Annotated in this window: 21 protein-coding genes and 1 pseudogene; 17 read left to right on the plus strand and 5 right to left on the minus strand. The window is 44.6% G+C overall.

Features of this window, described 5'->3' with window-relative positions; all coding sequences use genetic code 11:
- Positions 1–529 precede the first annotated feature (529 nt).
- The 10 genes from JCM10519_RS06550 (at position 530) to JCM10519_RS06590 (ending at position 5,514) form a co-directional block, all read left to right on the plus strand.
- Complete coding sequence (locus JCM10519_RS06550) at positions 530–1,063, plus strand: hypothetical protein (protein WP_054738331.1); 534 nt, start codon at positions 530–532, stop codon at positions 1,061–1,063.
- Positions 1,053–1,352, plus strand: a complete 300-nt coding sequence (locus JCM10519_RS06555; RefSeq protein WP_054738332.1) for a hypothetical protein — start codon at positions 1,053–1,055, stop codon at positions 1,350–1,352. Before JCM10519_RS06550 ends, JCM10519_RS06555 begins: the two co-directional genes overlap by 11 nt.
- On the plus strand, positions 1,321–1,605 hold the full coding sequence (locus JCM10519_RS27060) for a hypothetical protein (RefSeq protein WP_347843337.1): 285 nt from the start codon (positions 1,321–1,323) through the stop codon (positions 1,603–1,605). The genes JCM10519_RS06555 and JCM10519_RS27060 overlap by 32 nt, the downstream gene beginning before the upstream one ends.
- Complete coding sequence (locus tag JCM10519_RS06565; RefSeq protein WP_347843338.1) at positions 1,578–2,288, plus strand: sensor domain-containing diguanylate cyclase; 711 nt, start codon at positions 1,578–1,580, stop codon at positions 2,286–2,288. The genes JCM10519_RS27060 and JCM10519_RS06565 overlap by 28 nt, the downstream gene beginning before the upstream one ends.
- Entirely contained in the window at positions 2,281–2,532 is a 252-nt protein-coding gene (locus JCM10519_RS06570; protein ID WP_054738335.1) for an EAL domain-containing protein, read from the plus strand. The genes JCM10519_RS06565 and JCM10519_RS06570 overlap by 8 nt, the downstream gene beginning before the upstream one ends.
- A 34-nt stretch (positions 2,533–2,566) precedes the next feature.
- Positions 2,567–3,079 carry an EAL domain-containing protein gene (locus JCM10519_RS06575; protein ID WP_347843480.1) on the plus strand — a complete coding sequence of 171 codons (513 nt, stop codon included), beginning with the start codon at positions 2,567–2,569 and terminating at the stop codon, positions 3,077–3,079.
- Positions 3,080–3,234: 155 nt separating this feature from the next.
- Positions 3,235–3,387, plus strand: coding sequence for a hypothetical protein (locus tag JCM10519_RS27065; RefSeq protein WP_347843339.1), 153 nt, complete (start codon positions 3,235–3,237; stop codon positions 3,385–3,387).
- Positions 3,365–3,823, plus strand: coding sequence for a cache domain-containing protein (locus JCM10519_RS06580; protein WP_347843481.1), 459 nt, complete (start codon positions 3,365–3,367; stop codon positions 3,821–3,823). The genes JCM10519_RS27065 and JCM10519_RS06580 overlap by 23 nt, the downstream gene beginning before the upstream one ends.
- Positions 3,820–5,199: a methyl-accepting chemotaxis protein gene (locus tag JCM10519_RS06585; RefSeq protein WP_054738338.1), complete on the plus strand. Its 1,380-nt coding sequence runs from the start codon at positions 3,820–3,822 to the stop codon at positions 5,197–5,199. The genes JCM10519_RS06580 and JCM10519_RS06585 overlap by 4 nt, the downstream gene beginning before the upstream one ends.
- Before the next feature lie 54 nt (positions 5,200–5,253).
- Positions 5,254–5,514 carry a hypothetical protein gene (locus tag JCM10519_RS06590; protein ID WP_347843340.1) on the plus strand — a complete coding sequence of 87 codons (261 nt, stop codon included), beginning with the start codon at positions 5,254–5,256 and terminating at the stop codon, positions 5,512–5,514.
- Positions 5,515–5,548: 34 nt separating this feature from the next.
- Here JCM10519_RS06590 and JCM10519_RS06595 read toward each other — a convergent pair whose 3' ends face one another.
- Positions 5,549–7,468, minus strand: a complete 1,920-nt coding sequence (locus JCM10519_RS06595; RefSeq protein WP_054738340.1) for a glycoside hydrolase family 88 protein — start codon at positions 7,466–7,468, stop codon at positions 5,549–5,551.
- Between the two features lie 364 nt (positions 7,469–7,832).
- Here JCM10519_RS06595 and JCM10519_RS06600 point away from each other — a divergent pair, with 364 nt between their 5' ends.
- From JCM10519_RS06600 to JCM10519_RS06615, 4 genes and pseudogenes are all read left to right on the plus strand, one after another.
- Positions 7,833–8,195, plus strand: coding sequence for a VOC family protein (locus tag JCM10519_RS06600; RefSeq protein ID WP_054738341.1), 363 nt, complete (start codon positions 7,833–7,835; stop codon positions 8,193–8,195).
- 52 nt (positions 8,196–8,247) lie between these two features.
- Entirely contained in the window at positions 8,248–9,279 is a 1,032-nt protein-coding gene (gene hydE, locus JCM10519_RS06605) for a [FeFe] hydrogenase H-cluster radical SAM maturase HydE (protein WP_054738342.1), read from the plus strand.
- A gap of 434 nt (positions 9,280–9,713) precedes the next feature.
- A complete protein-coding gene (locus JCM10519_RS27070; protein WP_347843341.1) occupies positions 9,714–9,905 on the plus strand; it encodes a hypothetical protein in 192 nt (63 codons plus the stop codon).
- A gap of 103 nt (positions 9,906–10,008) precedes the next feature.
- Positions 10,009–11,101: pseudogene (locus tag JCM10519_RS06615) on the plus strand (diguanylate cyclase).
- An 81-nt stretch (positions 11,102–11,182) separates the two neighbouring features.
- Here JCM10519_RS06615 and JCM10519_RS06625 read toward each other — a convergent pair.
- Complete coding sequence (locus JCM10519_RS06625) at positions 11,183–11,779, minus strand: hypothetical protein (RefSeq protein WP_054738346.1); 597 nt, start codon at positions 11,777–11,779, stop codon at positions 11,183–11,185.
- 303 nt (positions 11,780–12,082) lie between these two features.
- Between JCM10519_RS06625 and JCM10519_RS06630 the strand changes: the two genes are divergently transcribed.
- The 3 genes from JCM10519_RS06630 to JCM10519_RS27075 all read left to right on the plus strand — a co-directional run bounded on the left by JCM10519_RS06630 (position 12,083) and on the right by JCM10519_RS27075 (position 13,932).
- Positions 12,083–12,352 carry a nucleoside triphosphate pyrophosphohydrolase gene (locus JCM10519_RS06630; protein WP_347843342.1) on the plus strand — a complete coding sequence of 90 codons (270 nt, stop codon included), beginning with the start codon at positions 12,083–12,085 and terminating at the stop codon, positions 12,350–12,352.
- A 115-nt stretch (positions 12,353–12,467) separates the two neighbouring features.
- The gene (locus JCM10519_RS06635) at positions 12,468–13,685 is read left to right on the plus strand and encodes a cache domain-containing protein (RefSeq protein WP_347843343.1); all 1,218 of its coding nucleotides are present in this window, start codon (positions 12,468–12,470) and stop codon (positions 13,683–13,685) included.
- Entirely contained in the window at positions 13,633–13,932 is a 300-nt protein-coding gene (locus JCM10519_RS27075; protein WP_347843344.1) for a GGDEF domain-containing protein, read from the plus strand. Before JCM10519_RS06635 ends, JCM10519_RS27075 begins: the two co-directional genes overlap by 53 nt.
- Positions 13,933–14,074: 142 nt before the next feature.
- On the opposite strand, the gene JCM10519_RS27080 is transcribed toward JCM10519_RS27075, so the two are convergent.
- The 3 genes from JCM10519_RS27080 to JCM10519_RS27090 form a co-directional block, all read right to left on the minus strand.
- Positions 14,075–14,404 (minus strand): tyrosine-type recombinase/integrase, encoded by a 330-nt coding sequence (locus JCM10519_RS27080; RefSeq protein ID WP_347843345.1) that lies wholly within the window; start codon positions 14,402–14,404, stop codon positions 14,075–14,077.
- A 521-nt stretch (positions 14,405–14,925) separates the two neighbouring features.
- Positions 14,926–14,991 carry a hypothetical protein gene (locus tag JCM10519_RS27085; RefSeq protein WP_347843482.1) on the minus strand — a complete coding sequence of 22 codons (66 nt, stop codon included), beginning with the start codon at positions 14,989–14,991 and terminating at the stop codon, positions 14,926–14,928.
- A gap of 28 nt (positions 14,992–15,019) precedes the next feature.
- The gene (locus JCM10519_RS27090; RefSeq protein WP_347843346.1) at positions 15,020–15,223 is read right to left on the minus strand and encodes a hypothetical protein; all 204 of its coding nucleotides are present in this window, start codon (positions 15,221–15,223) and stop codon (positions 15,020–15,022) included.
- Positions 15,224–15,255: the final 32 nt, after the last annotated feature.

Raw genomic sequence — 15,255 nt, forward strand, 5'->3', positions numbered from 1 at the left:
TTATTAATTGCTGACAGCCGGATCATTGTAAAAAGAGGAAAGGTTATTCTTGAGAGCTGATCTCAGTTTGAAAAGGCTTTGGCCATAAAGATGCACTTGTAAGACCGGGAATATTATGAACTAAATACCGGGAACAAGAGGCTGAGTTTATTGGCAGTAATTATGGCCAGTAAGCACGGCCTTTTTTTAATATAAAAAAGTAAAAAAATAAAAAAATTTGTTACAGAAATAATTTAGATATGTATTTCAATGCCTGGCATGTCACTATATGTTGAAATATGTCGACTTTTGTGGTAAATTATAGTAAATTACAATATTATGACAGAATATTTATGAAGACAAGAAGCTGGAAACGTGGGGCATTGGGGAAGGAAGAAAGTCATGTTTTTCCCATCGGAATCAAGGGGGATTATTTTTGTATACTCCATAGGCGGTTTGTATTTCAATGATTCAGGTGTATACGACCTGTCAAAGAAAATTGATGAAATGACTGGATATGGAGAAATAAACCAGTACCGAGGTGGCTGTAATGAGAAATAATTATTCCAGATATATAGCCGTTCAAACGGTCATAATGTTAATCATTTTCATGGCGATTGTTTTTGTTCTTTTGCGTTCCCAGCAGTCAGAAAACAATTTTCTTCTTTCAAGCATCGGACAATCTGTGTCCTATTCTGTGCAGCAGCATATTTCCATAACAGAAGGCGTATTAACCTCCCTTGCTTATAATTATGAAATTGATGATGAAATCGATAAGCGCAAGTTCGATATATTGGCAGCCAAATACATGGAGGAAAACCCGGACATCCTCTATATCCAGCATAAAGATAAGAATACAATCACGGATATGGTGTATCCAGATATATATGACTATACCATGGGCGCCTCCTTATACGGACGTCCAGAGGTGGAGGAGGCCCTTGAAAAGGCAATTAAAAACAGGATCATAACGGTCAATGACCCCTTTATCTTAAAGGGCACCAGGGACCTGCTGGGGCTTGTCATACGGTACCCTCTATATAAGGACGGTCAGTTTAACGGATTTTTTTGTTGTGGTTTTTAACTTTAATTCTTATATGGACAAGGTGATGAAAGAGGCGGTGCCAAGTTCCTACCACATCAGCATCTATAATAAAAAAGGAGATCTCATATGGGGAGATTCCCCCTGGATGGACAGGAATCCGTACATAGTCCAGATCCCTGTCATGGATACTCTATGGACAATGAAGCTGTCAAAGGGCGGAAACAGCATCAATGCCAACGGAGCGGTCACAGGGTTTATCTCGGTGTTAATATTGTTTCTAATGGGAGTTCTCCTCTATGTGCAGACGTGGCTCTTTAAAAAAAGATGAAAATATCCAGCATCTTGCCAGCCTTCATAAGGAACTGGAAAGGCTGAAGGAAAGCTATACCCTGGCTCTTGACAGTGCCAATGATGCGCTCTGGGAATGGAATCTCTTGACCGATGAGATCATTACTTCCGATAAATGGATCGATATTACCGGAAATGCCTCCAAAGGACATGGCTCAGGGGCATCTTGCAGGAAGAGACCATTCATCAGGAGGATTATCCGGCAGTGCTGGCTGCCTTTGACTCCTGCTTAAAGGGAGAGGCACGGGAATTTCACCGGGAATACCGCATCAAAAGTAAGGATGGCAGCTATACCTGGGTCTTAAACAGGGGAAAAGTCTATTTTGACGGGGATGGCCTTCCCGGCAAGGTCGCAGGGGCTGTGTCCAATATTGAAGACCGGAAGCAGAAAGAATCAAAAATGGAATACATGGCATTTTATGATACGCTGACAGGTCTGCCTAATAAGGTGAAGTTTATGAGCACCCTTGAGGACACCTTAAGAAACATAGGAGAAACCCTGTGTCAGTATTCCATACTTATGATTGATCTGGACAATTTTAAGATTCACAATGATCTTCTTGGGCTTGATTTCTGCGATCAGCTGCTTAAGCAGGTGGGCAACCGGCTGTCACAGATCCTGGGCCAGGAAAATATGGTGGCAAGGTTCGGAGGGGATGAGTTTTTAATTCTCATCAGGGATCATCAGGACATCAGAGAGGTGGAAAAGATTTGCCAGACCATCTTAAGCATCTTTGGCGCCCCCTTTGTACTGATGGAAAAATCAGTTTACTTATCTGTCAGCATAGGCGTTGTCCATGGTCTTGAAGCCGGTCAGACGGCTAATGATGTGCTTCGGAACGCAGATACGGCTCTTAATAAAGCAAAGGAAAGCGGAAAAAAACCAGTACTGTTTCTACGGGGCCCAGATGCATGATGAAATTATCAGAAAATCCAATGTGGAGGCATGTATCAGGGAAGCTCTGGCAAAGGACAGCCTTCTGATTTATTATCAGCTGCAGCAGGACTTATCAGGGGATGAAATAAGGGGAGTGGAGGCCCTGGCAAGACTGTATTCAGAAGAATTGGGCATGATCCTGCCTCTTGAGTTTATAGCGGTGGCCGAATATACGGGATTGATCATTCCTCTTGGCAGCTGGATCTTAAAAAAATGCATGTAAGCAGGGAAAGGCCTGGATTGACAGCGGCTGTAAAATCGGAAAACTATCCGTAAATATCTCAGTCCATCAGCTGCGCAATGAGAATTTCTATGATCAGGTAAAAGAGGTGCTGAATGAGACTCAGTTTCCGGTAAACCAGCTGGAGCTTGAAATTACGGAAAGCGTTCTTTTGGAATTTTCCCAGGACAACATTGAAATTCTCAAAAAGTTGCGGTCCCTTGGGGTCAGCATTGCCCTGGATGACTTTGGTACCGGGTATTCCTCCCTTAACTATTTGACAGTCCTTCCTATTGACATATTAAAAATTGACAAGTCGTTTTTAAGAAGAGCCCTTGAAAGCGAAACTGAACGTCAGGTTATAAAAAGCATTACAGAGCTGGCTCATGGACTGAATTTAAAGGTGGTGTGTGAGGGGGTGGAAACAGTTGAACAAAGGCAGATTCTAAAGGAGATGGGATGTGATTATATCCAGGGGTATTATTTTGCAAAGCCATGCGATGCAGAAAGTATTGAAAAGTGGTTTGTGAAAGGACCAGCAGAAGCTTAGGAGGAGATGCTGGGTTTTCAAAAGGCCGGAACTTACAGATATGGAGGAATTAATTGAGGTGATGGAAATGTCAGAGATTGCCCAACAAGCTTTTAATGTCCATGTACTGAATTTGAAGTGTTTTCCCTTCAGGAAAATATTAAGGAGGTCTTATAATGATGAATAAACTTAAGAAAAAAAGGAGCAGTCTCCATCAGGTTCAAGCTGATACTTTTCACCAGCCTGCTGATCTTAGTATTAACGGCGGTAAACCTGATTACAAGCCTGTTTACCAGCTATCAGGGGATTTTAAAGAATGTCAGGGATGACCTCGCGTCCTTAGGAGCGGTTGCCAATCTGGCCCTTTCTGCTAAAGTAGAGGATTTAACAAGCGATTTAGAGGATGTGGCTGAGCTTGGGCTTTTGTCGGTTTCCTCTGCTGAGCTTGAAAAGCTTGCAAAGAAGAAAGGCTGGCTGTATCTTGCGGTTGCAGATGAAAATGGAATCATCAGAAGCGGGCCGGGGGGATACGAGGGGAGTGATATTGGCTCCCAGGACCTTTTAAACAAAGCTCTGGGGGGAGAAACCGTCATTTCTTCTCCTTACACTGACAGCAAGGGAGCCTTTGTCCTTCAGGTGTATACTCCCATGAATGGCAAGGTTTTAATTGCCGGCATTGATGGGATGTATTTAAGCGGTCTGATCGGGGATTTCAGAGTAGGTAAAACAGGAAATATATTTATCATTGACAGCAGGGGACTATGATTGCCAATATGAGGCCGGAACTGGTGCAGGAGCAGCGGAATTTCATTGAAATGTCAAAAACAGACAGCAGCTACGCATCGGCAGCCAAAGTTTATGCCAAGATGATCACAGGGGCTTCCGGTGTGGATACCTATTCCTATGCCGGTGTGAAACGGATCTGTTATTATTCTCCTGTGTCAGGAAGCAACGGCTGGTATTTTGGAGCAGTAGCACCGATCAATGAAATGACGTCATCCATCCGCACTGTAATATTCAGCCTTCTGGGAGTGGCCCTGATCATGATGACTGGGGGTATCCTGATTGCAGTTTTCTTTGCAGGAGGGATAGCAAATCCCATTATCAAGATCACAAACCGCATGAAATTGCTTTCTGAAGGAAATTTAACAGAGGAAACACCGGTAATTAAAAGCAGGGATGAGATCGGGGAGCTTTCCTCCAGCATTGACAGCTCCGTTAAGACACTTTTTCTTTATGTGGAAGACATCACCAGAAATATGGAGCAGATTGCGGCAGGCAATCTCAGGACCGGCCCTGCTCAGGAATACATCGGTGATTTCAGGCGGATTGAGACTGCTATTTACGATTCTGTGAAAAACCTTTCCGCAACCTTGTCTATGATTCATACGGCCTCTGAGGAGGTCAGCACAGGAGCAAGCCAGGTTGCATACGGAGCCCAGGATCTTGCGGCAGGATCCACGGAGCAGGCCGCTTCCATAGAGGAACTGGGAGCTTCCATAGGAAGGATCGCGGAGCAGGCTTTGGAAAACTCGTCCAATGTTAAAATGGCGGCACAATACGTGGAAGAAACAGGTGCCAGCGTCAATGACGGAGATGAACACATGAGCAGGCTCACAGAGGCGATGACAGATATCAGCACAGCGTCTGATCAGATCACCAGTATCACAAAAGTCATTGAAGATATTTCCTTCCAGACCAATATCCTTGCCCTGAATGCCGCTGTAGAGGCTGCCCGGGCAGGAGAAGCGGGAAAGGGATTTGCGGTTGTAGCAGATGAGGTCCGGAATCTTGCCTCAAAGTCCTCGGAAGCGGCAAAGCGGACGGCGGAGCTGATCCAGCACTCGGCAGCTACCGTTTCGGAAGGCTCCCAGATAGCGGAGAAGGCTGCCCAGATCCTGCGCAATATCAGAGAAAATGCTGTGAAGGTAAACGAAAGCATTGCCAAAATCGAGCAGTCTTCCGCGGAGCAGGCCAGTGCAATCGAAGAGATAAAGATAGGGCTTTCCCAAGTCTCTGCCGTGGTGCAGACCAATGCGGCTACCGCAGAAGAGAACTCGGCAACAAGCCAGGAAATGTCTGCCCAGGCTGCCACACTGCGCGCACAGGTGGAAAAATTCAAGTTAAATAATGAGAGATAAACGGCTTTTATAATGATTTACTTATCGGCTGCATTTCTGGCGAGGTTTACCAGGATGCAGCGATTTCTGCCTCTGCTTATAACATGGATCATGTATTATTTATTCAGGGATATAGCTATGGTAAAGGAAATCATCAAGCATCAGCTTTTCAACTCCTGCCAAAATAGCGATTCCAATTCCATGGGGGTCGTTAAAACGCCATCCAAGCTGCTGGTAATAGGAGCGGCTGAAGGAGCAGCCAGAGCCTGGCAGACACCGTATAAGTCCCCTTTCCGATTAATTACCCTTTGCTTCATTCCTGTCCATGCCCGTTGAATGGACAAAATGCTTTCCCGGCACAGCTTTGGACTTAAAATCCCCAGACGGATTCCCCTGGAAAGAGCGCAGATGAACATGGAAGTGGAGGAAGCCTCTTCATAAGTGGAGGGATCGTCCAGAATCTGATGCCACATGCCGCTTTCATCCTGCACCGAAAGAATGCCTTCTGCCATCTCATGGAAGAATCCGGCCACCGCCGTATGGTCCGGGTGATCCTCCGGGAGAACCAGCAGCAGTTCGGATAAGGCCAGTACACCCAGCCGTTTCCGCGGCTCCAGGGGATTTTATTCATTTTCTTATATTTCAGATCCACAATGTGAGACATCAGATTCTGATCCGGCATAAAGAAATACTGCTTGAATAACAGCGCCTGGTGGCAAGCCTCTGTTAAGTATTCCTCTTTTCCGCTTAACTGGTAGTAAAGGCATAAAAACGGGATGCTCATGTACATATCATCGATCCACATGGTGTTGTCGTTTCTGGAGAATACATGATCCTTTTCCCTGCGCTGGCGGTTTTTCATATAATCAGCAATCACATCCGCCAGGGCACGGGCTTCTTTTGACGGACACCGCCGGTTGGCTTCCAGCAGAAAGGAACCAAAGGAACCGCAGTCATCCAGCTCGGTCAGCCAGCAAAGCTGGGTGTTCACTCCCGGATATCCGAATACTGATTTATCATAAATGGAATAATCATAGACTGCCGCTGTCATTCGGGCATACGCCTGTACATATTCCAGCCAGTCCGGGCGATCAAGGTATTCGCCTGCTTTTAACAGGCCATAAAGGGTCACGCCGCAGGGATAGGTCCATTTTCCGTATAATTCCTGCTCCGCGAATATCCGCACAAAGGAATCCGGCAGGTCTGCCCTCCAGTAGCAGGTGCCATTTGATCCGGGGTACACCTTATCCATGCCTGTAAAGTGGCTGATGGGAGGAATTTCTTTTTCAAAGAGACCGGTATAGATCCATTCTCCCTCATATCCTTTTACTCCGGTGCAAAGAGGCAGGGTACCGCCTGCATCCTGAAATTCAACTGCCAGCCCTGTTTCCTGTCCTGCTTTCTTTTGGCAAAGCAGTATTACCTCGTACTTTCCTCTGGGCAGAGAAACTTCCTTTTCAAAGGTCCCTTCCTGCCATTCCAGGGTCAGATTCCCGTTGATATAGATGTTGACTGGCTGGCTGGAGCTTCCTTTTATCAGGACTTTGCCGGAGTCTCCATGGAAAAAACTGCTTTTGGCAGCAGCAGTTCCCTGGCTGTCCTTGCCGAAGATCCGGGATAAAGGGCAGGAGGGAGCAGATGCCTCATAATTCTGCCTTGGAAACCATGAAAGCCCCTCAAAAGAACCGTCAATAAGGGTCGAGGCCTCCACTGATTCCCGTCCGACAGGCGCGCTGTAGACAAAGCCTGCCTGTCCCTTTCTTTCAGCCAAAGGTGCCGTAAAATGGGAGGGCTGCCATTGAGGCTGTGCATGGCGGAGAGAAAGGCCGAAACCGATTTCCGTTTTTTCGGTTTCCAAAAGAAAATGGTTAAGGCCTGTTTCAAGGGGAATGGAAAATGTACAGCTGGATTTCATGCCTTCCTGAGGAGGGGTGGAATGAAATACTTTTTCTCCATTTACCCATAAAACAGCTGGTCCGCAGCATTGGATCTGAAACTGGGAGACGGTTTGGCTATGGCTGTATAAATTTCCTGCCCCATAGCAGACCTCTCCGGCGGCTGCCTGGGGAAAGCGGCTGCCAAAATCGAATTGATACCAGCCCTTTGTATCACATGTGATGCCGGATGTAAAATCCAGCCGGTACTCATAAGGTGCCTGGGGGTTATGCCCGATAAAACGGTTGGCCATCAGCGCAATTACCTCACGGTCCCGCTCTCCATATACGTGGCAGGCGCTTTCAGCCCAATGGAAGTAATTGTTATCGCTGACTTTGTAACTTTCGTAATTCATAAGGGGTTCCTCCTGTTAAAAGAATTCGTTTCATAAAAGGTTTCTTACAAAGTGGCATCTCATCTTACTTTTAAGCCTGTAAAAGCTTTCTTATTAAGCTTCTTGGGCTCTATATTTTATATTATAATGGATTATAGTATTAGAAATCTTATGTAATCGGGACTTTTTTTTGATTAAATCATACTTTTGGCTACTGATATAAAGGCTGGAATGGAGTGGGAAAAATTGTTATAAAATTGTCTTTAACTATTATATAGAAAATGATAGAATAAACATGTCATTCTGGTATGATTTAAGTACAGATATCCTTTCACCATGGGTTGAGATAAAATAAGAAAAATTGATTAAAACAGGAGGAATTTTTATGAAGTTTTGCTGGAGCACTTTAAACGTTAAGAATTTAGAAGAATCAATTAAATTTTATGAGGAGATCATTGGTCTGAAAGTAACCAGAAGATTCCCTGCCGGTCCTGGTACTGAAATTGCATTTTTAGGGGCTGGGGAAACACAAATCGAATTGATATGCAGCGGGGACAGGGAAATCCACGTAGGAGATGATATCAGCTGGGGATTTGAAGTGGAATCCCTTGATCAGGCCCTTTCCCTTGCAAAGGAAAAAGGCGCGGCTATTTTAGGAGAACCGGTACAGCCAAATCCGCACGTAAGATTTGCCTTTATAAAAGATCCCAATGGCATGAGAGTACAGCTAGTGGAAAATCTGGGGTAAGGAGCGGAAAACCCAGGCAGCGGCGGAAACTACAGAGCAAGGAGCATAGAAAATGAAGCATTTGATTGATAAGCTGTATGAAACTCATAACCTGGAAAAGGACGAGTTCATTTACCTGCTGGAAAATTATGATAAAGAGGCCAGTGAATATTTATTTTCCCTGGCAAGGTCCTGCAGCCAGGATCATTATGAGAAGGAAGTTTATATCAGGGGACTGATCGAATTTACGAATTACTGCAAAAATGACTGCTATTACTGCGGCATAAGAAGAGGCAATAAAAATGCCAGCCGGTACCGGTTGACCAAGGAAGAGATCCTTTCCTGCTGTGAGTCCGGGTATGGATTAGGCTTTCGGACCTTTGTGCTTCAGGGAGGGGAAGACCCTGCATTTACAGATGAGGTGATGGTGGATATTGTAAAAACCATTCGTGAGAAGTATCCGGACTGTGCCATCACCCTTTCCATAGGGGAAAAAACCTATGACCAGTATTTGAAATATTATGAGGCAGGGGCAAACCGCTATCTCCTCCGCCATGAAACGGCTGATGTGGAACATTATTCCCTTCTTCATCCGGATTCCCTGTCCCTGGAAAACCGGAAGGAATGCTTAAGGAATATAAAAAAGATCGGCTATCAGGTGGGGACCGGATTCATGGTAGGCTCCCCCTACCAGACCCCAAAGTGCCTGGCAGAGGATCTGGAGTTTATCAAAGAACTGTCTCCCCACATGGTGGGCATAGGCCCTTTTATTCCTCATAAGGATACGCCCTTTAACTCCTTCCCTGCGGGAAGCGTTGATCTTACCCTGTTTCTCATAGGGATCTTAAGGCTGATGCTGCCGGGTGCGCTGCTGCCTTCCACTACAGCATTAGGGACCCTTGATCCAAAGGGAAGGGAAAAAGGGATATTATCAGGAGCCAATGTTCTGATGCCCAATTTATCCCCCATCGGTGTCCGTAAGAAATATGAATTGTATGACAACAAGATCTGTACCGGAGAGGAAGCGGCAGAGTGCAATGTCTGTCTGAGAAACCGTGTTGCCTCCATTGGCTACAATGTGGTAGAAAAAAAGAGGGGATTTTAAAGAATGAAAAGGAGCCTGGTCCAGTCTGTGCGGAACCGGCACCATTATGGGAAGAAGATTTGATGCTTAGTAAATAAGGAGCCGGACAATGGTTTAAGGCAGAGCAGGCGGTTTTACATTAGCCTGTATCTGCCTTTTTAATGCCTTTATTCTGCTGTTATGGTCTTTGGCGAGCCGGCTGAACTCTTTAAAATCATTTCCAAGATGGGCATTTTCTATTGATTTTACCGTATCAATCGCCTATACTAGGCTCAAAAAGTGAACATCCGGTGTTCAAGCCTTGTAAAGGGAGGTTTTGAAATCAATGTTGATATATTTGTTTGGTTCATGCTCCTGGCAACAATGGGCTCCGTCGTGCTGATGGTATACGCCGTTGCAAGCCACAGTTCTGAACGGTCATTTTTTTCTGATCTTCGCTTCCATCTGCACTTTTTTTGTACACTGCAGGCTATTTGCTGGAGATCATTTCCACCACTCTGGAAGCCTCCTTTATGGGAGTCCGGGTACAGAAAATGGGGACGCCGCTGCTTGTGGTTTTTAATTATCTTTTCATACGGGATGTTTATGGGGAAAAACGCTTTAATTTTTCCAGGTACTGCCTGTTTTTTTGCGCTGCCTGTTTTTAACCTCTTCACCGCCCAGGCATTTCCTCTTGTGCAGCTGCACTATACGGGTATAGAATATTTTCATAACGGATATTTTGCCAACTGCCAGGGGCATCCGGGACCCATGACCTATGTGGCAAATGATTATAATTTTCTGCTGGTTTTTTTGAGTATCCGGCGGATTCTTAAGCATTTAAAGGGCACAAACAGGCTGCAGAAGCGGCAGGGCATTTGCCTGCTGGTGTCAATTTTGATTCCCCTTATTGTAAATATTTATCATGCCGTTTCCTACAATTACCTTCGGCCTGACATAAACCCCTTTGCGGTTTCTGTTTCTCTGGCTCTTCTCCTTTATTCTGTCAGGAATCAGAATCTGCTCAATGTGGTGCCGCTGGCACGGGCCAAGGTGATCGAGTCCATGGAGGACGCCTTTATTGTCTGCAGCAAGGACTTCAGCTTTCTGGATGCAAACCAGGCAGCCAGGGAACTGTTTCCGGAACTGAGCACTCTCACTCCAGGTGAAACCATGGAGAAGATGAAGCAGTTTGAAGGCCATAGGGAGTTGTGCCTCAATATAAATGGGGAGATGAGGTTTTACAAGGTGACCCAGACCCATATCAGGCAAAGCAGCAAAAACAGCGGTATCTGCATTGTATTCCATGACATTACCGATAAAGAAAAGCAGCTTAAAAGCCTGTATGGCAAGGCGACCTTTGATCCTTTGATGCATATCTACAACCGGGCAGCCTTTTTTGATCTTGTAGGTTTTATGCTGAATGCCAGTGAGGCGGAAGACCGCTCCTATGGTCTGCTGATGCTTGATCTAGACCATTTTAAAAAGGTGAACGATACCTATGGCCATCTGCGGGGATATGGTGCTGGAGACCATTGCTGCCATGGTGAGGAATCATTTTCGAAAGGAAGATATTGTGGGCCGCTATGGCGGCGAGGAAATTGTGGAACTGCTGGAGAATGTCTCTGCCGGACAAATGCTTGACTCAGTGGAAAAGCTCCGCGCGGCCATTGAGAACGAAACTGTTTTCTTCCATAATACTCCCATTTGCATTACAATCAGCATAGGGATGGCCCATTCTCCAGCCGGAAGCGTTCACTGCCTGGAGGATATGATCCTTCAGGCGGATCTGGCGCTCTATGAGGCGAAGAACGGCGGACGCAACCGTGCCTGCCTGTATGGCGGGGCGGTTGCATCCTCATAGTTACTGGAATATTTGATTATAGTCAAGGGGATATTCGCAATGACCAATGGGTCAGACCCTCCGCGACCCTGCTTGATTGGGTTAAATCAGTTTAATGCGATAGGCAATGGACTGGGGAGGAATGCTGGCGGTCTGGAAGTTGGCATGCTCGATCTTTACCAGCTGTCCGGGTTTAAGGGAGCTTAAGGGAATGGGATTATTGTTTTGATCCAGTATTTCCGTAGCCTGGGAAACAACAAATCTCATCTGGTCCGCTTTATCGCCGGGATTGCCTGTATTGAGAAAGCCATTTTGAGCATCAACGGAAACGATCCGGTCCGTTGTTATGCGAAACAGGGGCTTCTGCAGGATTGCAACCATCCGGTATGCCTTTGATTGAGGGGGAATGCTTTTTGTCATGGCAGAGGAGAACTCTGCATTGACCCACATCCCCTTTTTGATGGTGCACAAGCTGATAGGGTCGCCAAATTGATTGACTAAGATCGTGTCCCAGCCTATGTTCAATTGGAGAAGTTCAATATAGACCATTTCATTCTGGCCTGGGGCCGAGTAAGAAACGATGACATAGCCTGTTCTGCTGTTGGAAGTATATACATCTTCTACAAGGGCGTTATTAATTTGCAGGATGCTCCCGACCTGGGTAATGCTTCCCCTCCTGCCTTCAGCGGTATCATTCATATAAATCCCCTAAATAGCGCACGTATTAATTAATATTATATGACAGCGACAGGAAATATTCCGAAATCAGCAGCCTTTACCTGGGGAGCACTTCTTAAATTTATTAGTATAAGCTTAAGGAAAATTTCAGGAACTTTAGGCGATGATTATTAGCAGGAACAGACGACAATTTTTCATGAATGTGATATACTGTTTTTTTAAGCGTATCTTTCGCAAAATATAGGACCGTTAAATTGATTAACTGGAAAGAAGGGATTTTCCATCAGAAGGTATGATAAGTTAGTCAGGGACAGGATACCCGAGATGATTAAAGCAGAAGGCAAAAAAGCGGTATGCCGCATTATGACTGATGAAGAATATATGGTGAAACTGGAAGAAAAGCTTAACGAAGAGGTAAAGGAATATCAGGAAGATAAGAGCCTTAAAGAGATGGCAGATGTGCTGGAGGTGTTATATTCTCTTTGCAGTGCCAGAGGTTATACGAAAGAAGAATTAGAGGCTGAGCGGGAAAAGAAGGCAAGAGACAGGGGTGGTTTTAATAACAGGATTTTTCTGGAATATGTGGATGAGTAAATGAAAAAGTGCTTACATGATATGCAAAAATATACATTCCAAAAAGGAGGAATGCGTTATCAGGCGTAAATACACAATATTTCTATCCACAATCATCAGCATAATCTGTACTGTCATGGTATGCTTTTATTTATTTTCCATTGATAAGGTCGGCGATATTTATATAGAAAAGTCAGAGGAAGCGATCTATAACATTAAGAAGGATTTTCTAAGGGATACGGTCAATAACCTGATTTCCGAAATTGGATTAAGGCGGGCGGCCAAATCGTCATACGTGGAAATCTTTGTCTCCAGGACGTCTGATATCATTAACATGAAAAAGGATCTTCCGGACAGCGAATTCAATGATTTTTTTATCCGGCTTTTCCGGGATAATCCGGATTATAAATCCATGACTGTGGTCATTTGGGACAATCAGGCCAATAAAGCTGTTTATGACCCTGGGAATCTGGCAGGAGCTACCTGGAAGGATACTCTTAAGGCCAATACCTCCGGCCTGTCCTCTTACCGGATATTCTTTCACGGAGATTACGTATTCCTGTTTGGATTTACAAAAAGCTACGTTAATGAGCTTGTTAAGTCGGATATTGCCAATGTGATCAGAAATTCAAAATTTGACGGAAATTCCTACATTTGGGTAAATGAGATACAGAATTATCAGGGGGGTAAAAATTATGCCATCCGAAGGATCCATCCCAACCTGCCGGAAACAGAGGGAATCTATCTTTCTACGGATATGGCTGATATCGCAGGAAATTATCCATATTTGACTGAGCTTCAGGGAATTAATAAGGATGGAGAGCTGTTTTTCTCATACTATTTCAAGGAACCAGGCAGCAATAAGGTATCAAAGAAGCTGGCTTATGCCAAGCTTTATAAGGATTATAACTGGGTAGTTGCCATGGGAGTTTATCTGGATGACTTACAGCCATATGTTGATCAGACGAAAAAGGAAAGCAAGGAGCTGGTATCCCGGATTACCCTTATACTGGTATTATTGCTTATTGTTATATTAACTGTCAGCCTGTTTTCCGTTTCCTTATTGGAAAAAATATATTACCGCAATGCGAAAAAGGCAATGGAATCTGAGCTTAACCAGGATGTCCTTACAAAGGCGGGGAACAGAAGAAGCGGGACCAACGATTTGACCAATGCATTTGAGGAATTTAAACGGACAGGCTTAAGTCCCGGAATTATGATGTGCGATGTGGATCATTTCAAAGGATCAACGATAAATACGGCCATTTTACAGGGGATATGCTCTGGCGGAATTTGTAAACGTGATAAAAAGGACCTTAAGAAGCACAGACAAGATCATCCGCTGGGGCGGTGATGAATTCGTTGTCATTCTTTATGGCATGGAAGAGAAACATGTGCAGGATTTTGGAAACAAATTTTTGTCGACCGTGTCTTCTTTGAAAATACTGAATCAGCAGGAAGAGATAGGGATCACCGTATCCATGGGCTTTTCCTTCTTTAAGGAAGGCGATGAGGATTTTCACTGGGCATTAAAGCGGGCGGATGAGGCACTTTATAAGTCTAAGTTAGAAGGACGGAATCAGGCCAATGTTATTTTATAGATAAAAAGGCTCTGAATCCGGAAGAAGAGAGTTTTTATGTCTGGCTTTTTGAAAATGATAAAACGACCCGTAACACCAGCGGGTCGTTTTAATTTTCACAAAAAGCAAAGGCTGCTTAAAAAGCACATTTTATGTAAGGTTTTTAATGCCGGGACAGGGCAGAGGCAGCGGTTTCCATATTTAAAAGATACATATGGTTGAATTTTTCAATGGCAGCCTTTTTTTGTTCCATAAGGGAATGGGAATACACATTAAGGGTGATGGAAACGCTGGAATGGCCGAGCAGTTCGCTGATGGTCTTCACATCCACTCCCAGCTCCAGGGCCCGGGTGGCAAAGGTATGGCGTATGGCATGGAATTTACGGTCCTGGACATGGGCTTCCCTTAATAGTTTCTTGTATAGCTTTTGAAAGCAGCGGGGATCTAAGGGAGTATCCCCGTCGGAAAAAAATATAGTGGTCCGGGTTTGCATGAGAAAAACCCTGTTCCTGCAGCATCTTTAACAGAAAGTCCGGGAGGGGGATTTTCCTTAAAGATTTGCGGCTTTTTGGAGGACCTACCTGCAGAGATGTTTTGTTCCCCCCTTCTTCAAAATGTTTTATTCTGGATACGGTACGTGTTATGGACAGGGTACCGGTTTCCATATCAATATCTCCCCATTTAAGGGAACACAATTCTCCAAGCGTATGCCGGTATAAAAGCTGAGGATAATCCCTGCCCCACGCTTGTCTTTGGAATTCAGTGCGGTATTTTCTATGAGCCTCTGCTCTTTCAGCGAGAAGACGATAACCTCCTTGTCCTCCGGTCTTGGGATTTTCACCTGTTCAATGATGGAAAAACTCTCCGGCGCCCCCTTTAAGATTTCTTTTAATGCTATTTTGAAGATGGTAAGATATTTTTTTCTTAGATGAATCTGCCAGCCTGGTATTTTCTCTTATGGCTTTTACAAAACAAAGAACAGAATCTTCTGTAATTTGCAGATTTTTTTCCTGCTTAAAAAAATGGAATCACGTATTTATCCATGCACCGGTAATAGCTTTCATAAGTGGAGGGCTTCACCCGGAGGGAGGCATCCTCAAGCCATGCTTCAAACAAGCTGCAGACATCGTTCCTGTCCGAAAAAAAGGTTTTCCCGAACGGATTCCTCAATTTCCTGGAAATTTTTCATTTTTTCTTTTACGCCTTTGTAGGTTCTGGAGTAGAAATACCGGTACTTTCCATCCAGCTTTAAAGATCTTCCCTCCCAGCGCCCATCTTTGCGTTTATAAATGTTTTCTCCTCTTCGCGGCATTGTAAAATACTCCTTTGCTTATCATGTATTTA

It is taken from the genome of Clostridium sp. NkU-1, from assembly GCA_001312405.1.